Here is a 12,016-nt window from a genome sequence, read left to right as displayed (position 1 = left end):
GCCGGCAGAATGAATTCGGATCACTCTCCGGGATAGGGGTAATACCATGACCGAACAGCACGTCTATCCGGTGCGCGAGGAGATCGCCGCCAACGCCTGGGCCGACAAGGAAAAATACCTGGCCATGTACCAGCAGTCGGTGGACGACCCCGAAGGCTTCTGGGCCGAGCAGGCCAAGCGCCTCGACTGGTTCAAGTCACCGACCAAGATCAAGCACACCTCCTTCGACCCTCATAACGTGGATATTCGCTGGTTCGAGGACGGGACCCTCAACGCTAGCGTCAACTGCCTCGACCGTCACCTGGAGACCCGCGGTGACCAGACCGCCATCATCTGGGAGGGCGACGACCCCAACGACGCCAAGCGCCTGACCTACCGCGAGGTCTATGAGCGCACCAACCAGCTGGCCAATGCCCTCAGGGCGCTGGGCGTCGGCAAGGGCGATGTGGTCACCCTCTATATGCCGATGATCCCCGAGGCGGCCATGGCCATGCTGGCCTGTGCGCGTATCGGTGCCGTCCACTCGGTGGTCTTCGGCGGCTTCTCCCCGGACGCCCTGGCCCAACGGGTCATTGGCGCCGACTCCAAGCTGGTGATCACCGCCGATGAATCGGTGCGCGGCGGCAAGCAGGTACCCCTGAAGGACAACGTCGACGCGGCCCTGACCCGGGCCGGCGCCGAGGTGTGCGAGAAGGTGCTGGTGGTCAAGCGCACCGGCGGTGATATCGATTGGCACGAGGGCCGCGACGTCTGGTTCCACGAGGCCGTGGATGGCCAGTCCATCGAGTGCGTCGCCGAGGAGATGAACGCCGAGGATCCGCTGTTCATCCTCTACACCTCCGGCTCCACCGGGGCGCCCAAGGGCCTCAAGCACACCACCGGCGGTTACCTCACCTATGCCAGCCTGACCCATCAGTACGTTTTCGATTACCGGGACGGCGAGGTCTACTGGTGCACCGCCGACGTGGGCTGGGTCACCGGCCACAGCTATATCGTCTACGGGCCCCTGGCCAATGGCGCCATCACCCTGATGTTCGAGGGGGTGCCCAGCTACCCGACCCATGGTCGCATGGGCGAGATCGTCGACAAGCACCAGGTCAATATCCTCTATACCGCCCCCACCGCGGTGCGCGCCCTGATGGCCCATGGCGACCACGTCATGGACTCCAGCAAGCGCGACAGCCTGCGCCTGCTGGGGTCGGTGGGCGAGCCCATCAACCCCGAGGCCTGGGAGTGGTTCTACCGGGTGATCGGCAATTCGAAGTGCCCCATCGTCGATACCTGGTGGCAGACCGAGACCGGCGGCATCATGATCGCCCCGTTGCCCGGTGCCATCGACCTCAAGCCGGGCTCGGCGACGCGCCCCTTCTTCGGCGTGCAGCCGGTGCTGCTCGACAGCGAGGGCCAGGTCCTGGAAGGCGCCGTGGATGGCAATCTGGCGATCGCCGACTCCTGGCCGGGCCAGGCGCGCTCCATCTGGGGCGATCATGAGCGCTTCGTGCAGACCTACTTCTCCACCTACCAGGGCTACTATTTCACCGGCGACGGCTGCCGCCGCGATGAGGATGGCTACTACTGGATCACCGGTCGGGTCGACGACGTGCTCAACGTCTCCGGGCACCGCATGGGCACCGCCGAGATCGAGTCGGCCCTGGTGGCCCACGAGGCCGTGGCCGAGGCCGCCGTGGTGGGCTTCCCCCACGATATCAAGGGGCAGGGCATCTATATCTACGTGACCCTGGGAGATGGTGTGGAGGCCACCGACGCACTCAAGAAGGAGCTGACCCAGTGGGTGCGCAAGGAGATCGGCCCGATCGCGTCTCCCGACGTCATCCAGTGGGCGCCGGGCCTGCCCAAGACCCGCTCCGGCAAGATCATGCGGCGTATCCTGCGCAAGATCGCCGCCAACGAGTGCGATGGCCTGGGCGATACCAGCACCCTGGCCGACCCCTCGGTGGTGGATGAGCTGATCGAGCATCGCGCCAATCGCTAAGTCGGATCCCGGGCCAGGCCCGGGATTCCCTTGTCATGACACCGGCCCGATGGCCGGTGTTCTTGTGCCGGTGGCGGCTATGCTAAGGCGTGAAAGGCGCGGGCTTGGGAATCTCAGGCGCCTTGGGGTAACATGCCAGTCAGCCTTGGCGAAAGCGCCCCGCCGCTACGGCCGGCCCAAGATCCGGAGGAGATTCAATGGCCTTTGCCCAGAAATTCATCGTCGCCGATGACCATCCGCTGTTTCGTGCCGCCTTGACCCAGGCGCTGAGACAGCTGGCGCCCCAGGCCGAGATCGTCGAAGCCGATACCATGGAGGCTACCACCGAGGTGGTGACCCGCCATCCGGACGCCGACCTGATCCTCCTCGACCTGCATATGCCCGGGGCCCATGGCTTCTCGGGGTTGATTCAGTTGCGTGGCCAGTCCCCGGACATCCCGGTGGCGGTGGTCTCGGGGAGCGATGAACCCCATGTGGTGCGGCGCGCCATCGACTACGGCGCCTCCGGCTTCATTCCCAAGTCGTCGTCCCTGCAGGCCATCGCCGAGGCGGTGGGCGAGATCCTCGAGGGAGAGGTCTGGCTGCCCGCGGAGCTGGCCGACACCCTGGGCGAATCCGATGAGGAGGAGGCCAAGTTCGCCGAGGCGATCGCCTCCCTGACGCCGCAGCAGTTCCGGGTCCTCAATATGCTCACCGAGGGCCTGCTCAACAAGCAGATCGCCTACGAGCTCAATGTCTCCGAGGCCACCATCAAGGCCCACGTCACCGCCATCCTGCGCAAGCTCGGCGTGCACTCCCGCACCCAGGCGGTGATCGCCGCTCAGAAGCTCGAGGTGGAGCCGCCCAAGGTCGAGTCCTGACCGGGCTTCGCCCGGGAGCGCCAAGGAACAAGCTGCAAGGATACGCAAACAACCCACCAGACGGTGGGTTGTTTGCGTTATGGACCGGCGCTTTATTGGCTTGGCCGCTTGGCCGCTTGGCCGCTTGGCCGCTTGGCCGCTTGGCCGCTTGGCGCTATTGCGCCGCGCGGCTGGCCTGGAGGGTGCGGGTCAGCAGGGCGCGCAGGGCGGCGGGGCGCACCGGCTTGTGGAGCAGCTGGTAGCCGGCCCGCTTGATCTCCTCGGCGACCTCTTCGGTGCGGTCGGCGGTGATCACGATGCCCGGTACCGCTCCCGCCAGGCGCTCGCCGAGGGCCTCCAGGGCCATCAGGCCGGTGACCTCGTTATCCAGGTGGTAGTCGGCGAGGATCGCATCCGGGTCGCCGTCGAGATGGCGCAGGATCGACTTGGCGCCACCGATGGAGGTGGCGGTAAACACCTCGCAGCCCCAGCCGGAGAGCATCGCCTTCATGCCCTCCAGGATCAGCGTCTCGTTGTCGATGCACAGGATGCGGGTGCCGGTGAGCTTGCCGGCACTGCGCCTTGGGGTGGCCTCCTCGTCGCCCGTCTCGGCGCCGGCGGCCACCACCGGCACGCTCACCGAGAAGACGGTACCGACCCCCTCCCAGGAGCGCACCTTGATGGGGTGATCGAGGACCCGGCTCATGCGGTCGGCGATGGAGAGCCCCAGCCCCAGCCCCTTCTCGCTCTCCTTGTGGCGTGAGGCCTGGTCGAGGCGGCGGAACTCCTGGAAGATCTCGGCCTGCTTGGACTCGGGGATCCCCGGGCCCGAATCCCACACCTCGATGCTCAGGCGACCGGCCTGGCGGCGGCAGCCCAGCAGCACCCGGCCCTGCTGGGTATAGCGGATGGCATTCGACAGGAAGTTCTGCACGATGCGCCGCAGCATCTGGGCGTCGCTATCGACCCAGGCCCGGGTGGGGACGACCACCAGGTCGAGGCCCCGGTCTTCCGCCATCACCTCGAACTCGGCGCGCAGCGGGCGAATGATCTCGGCCAGGGCGAAGTGGCTGCGCCGCGGGGTCAGGGCGCCGGCGTCCAGCTTGGAGATATCCAGCAGGGTGCCGAGCAGTTCCTCGGCGGCCTGCAGGGAGTTGTCGATATGGCCGATGGTGCGCTTGAGCTCCTCGGCATCCACTTGCTGGGAGAGTGCCGAGGTGAAGAGCCGGGCGGCATTCAGCGGCTGCAGCAGGTCGTGGCTGGCGGCGGCCAGGAAGCGGGTCTTGGAGGCGTTGGCGTCCTCGGCGACCTGCTTGGCCTGGCGCAGGGCCTGCTCCGCCTCGGCACGCACCCGGTTCTCCTGGCGCAGGGCGGCGTTGGCCTCGGAGAGCGCCTGGGTGCGTTCGCGGACCCGCTCCTCCAGGGTCTCGTTGGTCTCCTTGAGGGCCATCTCCGCCAGGCGTCGCTCGGTGATGTCCTGGTAGAGGGCGAAGAAGCCGAGGATGGCGCCGCTGTCGCCGAAGTGGGGCGTATAGGTGACCAGCATATAGCGGGTACCGCCCTCGCCGTCGTCCAGGGAGATCTCGAAGCTGACCCGTTCGCCGCCCAGGGCGCGCTCGATCCAGGGACTGCGTTCGCGGCTGATCTGCGGCGGCATCACCTCGCCCAGGCGTTTGCCGATCACCGCGTTGCGATCCACGCCGAAGGCCTGTTCGTAGGCGCGGTTGGTGAAGAGGTAGCGGCACTCCTTGTCGAAATAGGCGATCAGCGCCGGCACGTTATCCGTGTAGATGCGGATATTGCTCTCCGAGCGGATCAGCGCCTCTTCGGTGCGCTTCTGCTGGGTGATGTCCTGGTAGGTGTAGACGAAACCGCCGCCGGGCATGGGCGTGCCCTGCACCTCCAGGACACTGCCGTCCTGGCGGTAGCGCACGTAGCGGTGAGGCTGGCCCTGGCGAATATTGTCGAGCAGCAGCTCCACGTGCTCCTCCGGGTCGCCCGGGCCGTACTCGCCGTTATGGGCGTTGTAGCGGAAGATCTTGTCCACCGGGGCGCCGACCCGGATCAGGTGATCGGGGAAGCGGAACAGCTCCAGGTAGCGCTGGTTCCACACCACCAGGCGCAGGTTCTGGTCCACCACGCTGATGCCCTGGTTGATGTTCTCGATGGTGGCCTGCAGCAGGGCGCGGTTGAACTCCAGCACCTGGGAGGCCTCGTCGACGATGGAGATGACGTCCGAGATACCGATGCCGCGCCCCTGCAGGGCCGAGTTGACCACGATGCGCGCCGAAGAGGCCCCCAGCACCGAGGCCAGGAAGCGCTCGGTGAACTGGATCACGTCGATGGAGGCCCGGGCGCCGTCGTCCAGGGGGGTGCCGCTGCGCTTGGCGTAATCCTCGAAGGCGCGATGCACCTGATTGGCCCCCAGGAAGCGCTCGCACAGCACCTTGAGGTCGCCCACCGTGGTAGCGCCGGTCCAGGGGCGGTTCACCGAGGTCTGGCGGGTCTCGACGCTGTCGACGAACAGCGAGGCCTGGATGCGTTCCACCACCCGCTGGGGGGTCATCTGGGAGACGAAGATATAGAAGAACAGGTTGAGGCCCAGGGAGAGCATGACCCCATGGGTGAAACTGTCGCCGATATTGAGGCCGAACAGCTGGGTGGGGGCCAGCCAGCCGATGCCCAGGGGGCCGCCGGCCAGCCAGGCCTGGGGCAGCACTCCGCCGGTGATCAGCGCCGGCATCAGCAGGGTGTAGGCCCAGACCGCGAAGCCGATGTTCATGCCGGCGATCACCCCCAGGCGGTTGCCGCGCTTCCAGTAGAGCCCGCCGAGCAGGGCCGGGGCGAACTGGGCGGCGGCGGCGAACGACAGCATGCCGGTGGAGGCCAGGGAGTTGAAGTCGCCGATCAACTGGTAGAAGCCGTAGGCCAGGGCCAGGATCACCAGGATGGTCAGGCGCCGGGCGCGCAGCACCAGGCGGCCATAGTCGCGTGCCTTGGTATCGAACCAGCGCATCCGGAACAGCGCCGGAATCACGATCTCGTTGGAGATCATGATGGAGACCGCCACCGCGGCGACGATCACCATGCCGGTGGCCGCCGAGAAGCCGCCGATAAAGGTCAGCAGGGTCAGCCAGACGCTGTCCGCGGCCATGGGCAGGGCCAGCACATAGGTGTCCGGGCGCACCGTGGGGTCGTTACCGAACAGGGTCAGGCCGGCGGCCGCCAGCGGCAGCACGAAGAAGCCGATGGCCACCAGGTAGAGGGGGAAGAGCCAGCGTGCCTTGCGGGCATCGTCCCGGTGGGTGTTTTCCACCACCGCCACATGGAACTGTCGCGGCAGGCAGAAGATCGCCAGCATGGCCAGCAGGGTCTGGGCCCAGAAGCTGCGCCCGAAGTCCTGCTCCGCCAGCTGGCGCTGCAGCTCCAGCTGGGTATCGGCCTGGGCCAGCAGGCCGCCCAGGCCATCGAACATGCCCCAGGTGACGTAGGCGCCGAGGATCAGGAAGGCCGCCAGCTTGACCAGGGACTCGAAGGCGATGGCGTGGACCAGCCCCTCGTGGTGCTCGGTGGCATCGGTATGGCGGGTGCCGAAGAGGATGGCGAAGAGCGCCATCACCACCGCCACATAGAAGCCGGTATCGGCGAAGAGCGGCGCCCGGGTCAGGTCAGAGGCCTCGGTCAGCACCTGGAAGGAGGAGGAGACCGCCTTCAGCTGCAACGCGATATAGGGCAGGGTACCGATCAGCGCCACCAGGCTGGCGAAGGCCGCCAGGGACTGGGTCTTGCCGTAGCGGGAGGCGATGAAGTCGGCGATGGAGGTGACGTTCTGGTGCTTGGCGACGCGGATCATCTTGGCCAGCACCGGCCAGAACAGCAGGAAGGTGAGGATGGGACCGACGAAGATGCTGGCGAAGGACCAGCCGGAGGTGGCCGCCTCGCCCACGGCGCCGTAGAAGGTCCAGGAGGTGCAGTAGATGGCCAGGGCCAGGCTGTAGATCACCGGACGGCGCTGACTGGGGCCCTGGCGCTTGGCGCGCCGGTCGCCGCGCCAGGCGATGGCGAAGAGCACGGCGATATAGGCGAGTGAAACGGCGATCAGCAGCCAGCCGGAAAACATGGGCTTCCTCCCTCGGTGACGGCGATCATTCTACCCGATTAGCGGGGGCAGACGGCCCGGAGCAATGGGGCATCCTCGCGGAGGCGGCGAAGTCGCTCCAACTGGGGCCCATCGTCCAGGGGGACCAGCTCGCGGCTGTCGCAGTTGATCAGCAGTGCCTGGGGAGTGACGCTGTCCATGGGCTGGCGCTCGAAGCGATAGAGCATGAACTCCACCACCCGCTGGTCGTCGATCTCGGCGACCCGGACGCTGTCGTGATCCACCACCCGGAAGGCGCTGGTCAGCGGGAAGAGGTAAGTCCAGGGGCGCCAGAAGGCCTGGCCCCGTTCGCTGTCCACCACCTCCGCGGAGGGCGGCAGCTGACCGCGCTTGTGGTCGAACCAGCTGTACTCGGTGTAGACCTGGTAGCCCAGCATTCCCAGGCCGGCGAATACCGGCACCAGCCAGCGGGGCAGGCGGCGACCGCTGGCCAGGCGCAGCAGCTGGCCGATGCCCGCGGCCCCCAGGCCGGCGAAGATGGCGGCGATCAAGTGCCAAATCATCGGAGTTCCTTGCGTAAAGCGCTCGGGCTTCCCATGGGAAGCCCGAGCGGTGGGAGTCGACTGGCCCGGCGCACCGGGCCAGGGGCCATTATGGCTTAGTGGTCGAGGGCGGTACCAGCACCCTTGGGATAGCGGACGCTCTCCACCAGGTCCTGGATCTCCTGGGGCGGTTCCTCGGTGGCCTTGGAGACCGCGAAGGCCACGGCGAAGTTGATGATGGCCCCGATGGCCCCGAAGGAGAGCGGCGAGATGCCGAGGATCCAGTTATCCGGGGTGTTGGCCAGCATGTTGGTGCCGGGGATAAAGAACCAGCCCAGGTAGGTGAAGATATACACCAGGGTGGCGCCCAGGCCGGCCAGCATGCCGGTGACCGCGCCCTTGCTGTTCACCCGCTTGGAGAAGATGCCCATCATCAGCGCCGGGAAGATGGAGGCGCCGGCGATCCCGAAGGCCAGGGCCACCACCTGGGCGGCGAAGCCCGGCGGATTGAGGCCCAGGTAGGTGGCCAGCAGGATGGCGCCGGCCATGGAGATCCGCGCCGCCAGCATCTCGCCCTTCTCGGTGATGTTGGGATTGATGGTCTTCTTGATCAGGTCATGGCTGATGGCAGAGGAGATGGCCAGCAGCAGGCCGGCGGCGGTGGAGAGCGCCGCGGCGATGCCCCCGGCGGCGATCAGGCCGATGACCCAGGGCGGCAGGTTGGCGATCTCCGGGTTGGCCAGCACCAGGATGTCGTTGTTGACCTCCAGCTCGTTGCCGGCCCAGCCCCGTTCGGCGGCGGTCTCGGCGAAGGCCTCGTTGCCGTCGTTGTAGAACTGGATCATGCCGTCACCGTTGCGGTCGGTGAAGGTGATCAGGCCGGTGTTCTCCCAGGTACGGAACCACTCGGGGCGATCCTCGTAGCGGATCGGGTTGGTCATGGCCTCTTCGTAGTTCTCCACCTGGCCGGCGGCCTCCGGGTAGACGGTGGTCATCAGATTGAGGCGTGCCATGGAGGCCACGGCCGGGGCGGTGAGATAGAGCAGGGCGATGAACACCAGGGCCCAGCCGGCGGACCAGCGGGCATCGGCCACCCGGGGCACGGTGAAGAAGCGGATGATGACGTGGGGCAGGCCCGCGGTACCGACCATCAGCGAGAGGGTGAAGAGCACCATGTTGAGCTTGTTGGAGACGTCGGCGGCGTAGTCCCGGAAGCCCAGCTCCACCAGCACCTCGCTCAGCTTGGCCAGCAGCGGCATGCCGGATTCGCTGTGGGTGCTGAACATCCCGAACATGGGGATGGGGTTGCCGGTCAACTGGAAGGCGATAAAGACCGCCGGAATGGTGTAGGCGATGATCAGCACCACGTACTGGGCCACCTGGGTGTAGGTGATGCCCTTCATGCCGCCGAAGACGGCGTAGAGGAAAACGATCACGGCGGCGATCCAGATGCCTGCGGTGTTACTGACCTCCAGGAAGCGCGAGAAGGCCACGCCGGCACCGGTCATCTGGCCGATGACGTAGGTGACCGAGGCGACGATCAGGCAGACCACGGCCACGGTACGGGCGGTGGTGCTGTAGAAGCGGTCACCGATGAAGTCCGGCACGGTGAACTTGCCGAACTTGCGCAGGTAGGGGGCCAGCAGCAGGGCCAGGATCACATAGCCGCCGGTCCAGCCCATCAGGAAGGAGGAGTTGGCGTAGCCCCCGGAGGCCAGCAGGCCGGCCATGGAGATAAAGGAGGCGGCGGACATCCAGTCGGCGGCGGTGGCCATGCCGTTGGTGATCGGATGGACGCCGCCACCGGCCACATAGAAGTCCTTGGTGGAACCGGCTCTCGCCCAGATGGCGATGCCGATATAGAGGGCGAAGGAGGCCCCCACGAACAGCAGGTTGATGGCAAATTGGCTCATATCGGCTTACTCCCCCAGGCCAAACTTCTCGTCGAGTTTGTTCATCTTCCAGGCGTAGAAGAAGATGATGCCGATAAAGGTCAGGATCGATCCCTGCTGGGCGAACCAGAACCCCAGGTCGGTGCCGCCGACGGGAATGCCGGACAGCAGCGGTCGCAGCAGGATGGCGAAGCCATAGGAGACCAGGGCCCAGACGATCAGGCAGCCGGTGATCAGTCGAACATTGGCCGACCAGTAGGCCGCGGCATTGGATTTTTCATCTGCCATAATGGCGCTCTCCGTTTGTTCTTGGGTTGAGGTGGTGGAGTCTTGTGCCGTTGAGTCTGATGGTTCGGGGCAATCGCACGACGACTAAGGGAGGAGGCCGCGTCCTGGTTCTGTCTCCTGCCATCCCCTTCGATGACGGCGTGAGATTGCCCCGATTTATGCCTGATTGATAGTGGTCAAAGACCGGGAAAAATAAATCCCAGACTTTGGTATCATGATTTATTGCTAATCAGAGTCTTATTTAACAAGTCTATACAAAACAATTGGTTATGATCTCGTTGTCGAGGCGTCTCAGGCGCGATGGCGAGGCTTATTGGACGATGGTATAGGCGGCGAGATAAGGCCAGGGGATAGGACAAAAGTCGATGCGTAAAAACGACTTTGACCATGGTCTAGTGTCCGGGCTTTAACTATGGTCTAAGAAGAAAAAGAAGCGTCCAGGCTAGGACGTTGGTCTAGGGGTGGATCGACCGGTGGCTTTGCTACTCTGGCTATTATTACCCGCTCCTTTCGAGGCCACTCCATGGTCGATATCGATCTCTCCCAGCTCCCCTTTACCCTGCTCGACGAGGCGGGTCGGGAGCGCGTACGTAGTGGTGTCGATCTGGCCTACTTCGACCGGGAGGAGGTGATCCTCGATGCGGGCCAGGCCGGTGAATATGTCTATCTGATTCACAAGGGCGAGGTGGCCGAGCTGGACCCGACCCTGCCCAGTGCCGCCGCGCGCATCGGCCACTACACCGCCGGTGACCTGTTCGGCGCCATCAGCATCCTCAATGGCAAGAGCCGCTACCGTTTCCAGGCCGAGCAGGAGAGCCTCTGCTACCTGCTGCCCAAGGCGCTGTTTCGTGAACTCTGCGAGCAGTCTTCCCCCTTCGCCGAATTCTTCCGCCAGAGCCTCTCGCACAAGGCGCGCCTGCTCACCGAGCGGCGTGCCGAGGGGGGCGTCACCATGGCCGGCTTCATGCTGGCGCGGATCGACGAGTGCATGCGCGAGCCGCTGCGGCTGGGAGGCGAGACCAGCATCGCGGAGGCGGTGGCGGCACTGAACGAGCGCCGCGTCGACAGCCTGCTGGTGGGCGAGGGCGAACGCTTCGGCATGTTGACCAAGACCGACCTGCTCAATGCCCTGGTGGAACAGGGCATGAGTGCCACCAGCCCGGTGGCCGGTATCGCCCACTTCGAGCTGGTCACCGCCCGGCCGGGGCAGTACCTCTTCCAGGCCCTGGTGGAGATGACCCGCCACGAGGTGGCGCGGGTGGTGGTGGTGGATGGCGGCCGGCCGGTGGGAGTGGTGGAGCTGACCGACGTGCTCAGCTACTTCTCCAGCCGCAGCTATGTGGTCAGCCTGCAGGTGGAGCAGGCCGACAGCCTGGAGGAGCTGGTGCGGGCCAGTGCCCGGACCCCGGAGCTGGTCCAGGCGCTGATGGCCCAGGGGGTCAAGCTGCGCTTCGCCATGGACCTGCTGGCGGCCCTCAACGGACGGATCATGAGCAAGGCCTGGGGGTTCATGGTCGACGAGCGCTACCACGCCGACAGCTGCCTGATGGTGATGGGCAGCGAGGGGCGGGGCGAGCAGATCCTCAAGACCGACCAGGACAACGGCCTGATCCTCGCCGATGACCTGGAGTGGCCCGAGCTCGCCGAGCAGATGTCGGCCTTTACCGAGACCCTGATTCGCCTCGGTTACCCTCCTTGCCCCGGCAATATCATGGTCTCCAACCCGGCCTGGGTGGCCAGCCTCTCGACCTGGAAGCAGCGCCTGGGGCGCTGGGCCGAGGCCCGGGACGGCGACAGCCTGATGAACCTGGCGATCCTGCTCGATGCCCATGGGGTGGCGGGCAATACCGGCCTGTTGGAGTCACTGCGCGACGAGCTGTTCGCGCGCTGCTCCCGAGACGAGATCCTGCTCTCCTACTTCGCCCGTACCGCCCTGCGTTTCTCCACGCCGCTGACCCTGTTCGGCTCCCTGAAGAAGCCCCAGCACGGCATCGATATCAAGAAGGGCGGCATCTTCCCCATCGTCCATGGGGTGCGCACCCTGGCCCTGGAGCGGGGTATCCGCCCTACCTCGACCCTGGCACGGCTGGAGGCGTTGGCGGCGGACGGGCGCCTGGAGGCCCGCTTCGCCGAGGACCTGGGCGAGGCCCTGTCGCTGTTCACCGAGCTGCGCCTCAAGCAGCAGCTGGCGCGGCTGCATGGCGAGCACGAGGGCGAGGACACCAATCGGGTGGTGGTGCAGCGGCTCTCCTCCCTGGAGCGGGACCTGCTGCGCGAGGCGCTGCATATGGTCAAGGACTTCAAGCAGCGGCTCTCCCAGCGCTACCACCTGGAGTATTCATGAGCATGACAAGAATAAGGAC

7 protein-coding genes are annotated in these 12,016 nt (G+C 65.9%); 3 read left to right on the top strand and 4 right to left on the bottom strand.

All coding sequences use genetic code 11. The annotated features are described in order from the left end of the window. Positions 1-46: 46 nt before the first annotated feature. Positions 47-1,993 carry an acetate--CoA ligase gene (acs, locus tag IHD13_RS03960; RefSeq protein WP_195859737.1) on the top strand — a complete coding sequence of 649 codons (1,947 nt, stop codon included), beginning with the start codon at positions 47-49 and terminating at the stop codon, positions 1,991-1,993. A gap of 197 nt (positions 1,994-2,190) precedes the next feature. Beyond that, positions 2,191-2,853 (top strand): response regulator, encoded by a 663-nt coding sequence (locus IHD13_RS03955; protein ID WP_195859736.1) that lies wholly within the window; start codon positions 2,191-2,193, stop codon positions 2,851-2,853. A gap of 154 nt (positions 2,854-3,007) precedes the next feature. Here the strand turns inward: IHD13_RS03955 and IHD13_RS03950 are convergent, their stop codons facing one another. The 4 genes from IHD13_RS03950 to IHD13_RS03935 form a co-directional block, all read right to left on the bottom strand. Next, positions 3,008-6,952: a hybrid sensor histidine kinase/response regulator gene (locus tag IHD13_RS03950; protein WP_195859735.1), complete on the bottom strand. Its 3,945-nt coding sequence runs from the start codon at positions 6,950-6,952 to the stop codon at positions 3,008-3,010. Positions 6,953-6,990: 38 nt separating this feature from the next. After that, entirely contained in the window at positions 6,991-7,494 is a 504-nt protein-coding gene (locus tag IHD13_RS03945; protein WP_195859734.1) for a hypothetical protein, read from the bottom strand. Between the two features lie 95 nt (positions 7,495-7,589). Then, positions 7,590-9,386 carry a sodium:solute symporter family protein gene (locus IHD13_RS03940; protein WP_195859733.1) on the bottom strand — a complete coding sequence of 599 codons (1,797 nt, stop codon included), beginning with the start codon at positions 9,384-9,386 and terminating at the stop codon, positions 7,590-7,592. Positions 9,387-9,392: 6 nt separating this feature from the next. Continuing rightward, a complete protein-coding gene (locus IHD13_RS03935) occupies positions 9,393-9,653 on the bottom strand; it encodes a DUF4212 domain-containing protein (protein ID WP_195859732.1) in 261 nt (86 codons plus the stop codon). A 523-nt stretch (positions 9,654-10,176) separates the two neighbouring features. Here IHD13_RS03935 and IHD13_RS03930 point away from each other — a divergent pair. After that, entirely contained in the window at positions 10,177-11,997 is a 1,821-nt protein-coding gene (locus IHD13_RS03930) for a putative nucleotidyltransferase substrate binding domain-containing protein (RefSeq protein WP_195859731.1), read from the top strand. Positions 11,998-12,016: the final 19 nt, after the last annotated feature.

This window comes from Halomonas sp. 328 (assembly GCF_015645095.1).
Taxonomy (GTDB): domain Bacteria; phylum Pseudomonadota; class Gammaproteobacteria; order Pseudomonadales; family Halomonadaceae; genus Bisbaumannia.
Note: the sequence above shows the minus strand (reverse complement) of the source record. Positions and strands in the feature narration are given on the sequence as shown.

Bases quoted from the DNA above. Each gene is read 5' to 3' on its own strand.
- acs (WP_195859737.1), top strand. From the start codon at position 47: ATGACCGAACAGCACGTCTATCCGGTGCGCGAGGAGATCGCCGCCAAC.
- IHD13_RS03955 (WP_195859736.1), top strand. From the start codon at position 2,191: ATGGCCTTTGCCCAGAAATTCATCGTCGCCGATGACCATCCGCTGTTT.
- IHD13_RS03950 (WP_195859735.1), bottom strand. From the start codon at position 6,952: ATGTTTTCCGGCTGGCTGCTGATCGCCGTTTCACTCGCCTATATCGCC.
- IHD13_RS03945 (WP_195859734.1), bottom strand. From the start codon at position 7,494: ATGATTTGGCACTTGATCGCCGCCATCTTCGCCGGCCTGGGGGCCGCG.
- IHD13_RS03940 (WP_195859733.1), bottom strand. From the start codon at position 9,386: ATGAGCCAATTTGCCATCAACCTGCTGTTCGTGGGGGCCTCCTTCGCC.
- IHD13_RS03935 (WP_195859732.1), bottom strand. From the start codon at position 9,653: ATGGCAGATGAAAAATCCAATGCCGCGGCCTACTGGTCGGCCAATGTT.
- IHD13_RS03930 (WP_195859731.1), top strand. From the start codon at position 10,177: ATGGTCGATATCGATCTCTCCCAGCTCCCCTTTACCCTGCTCGACGAG.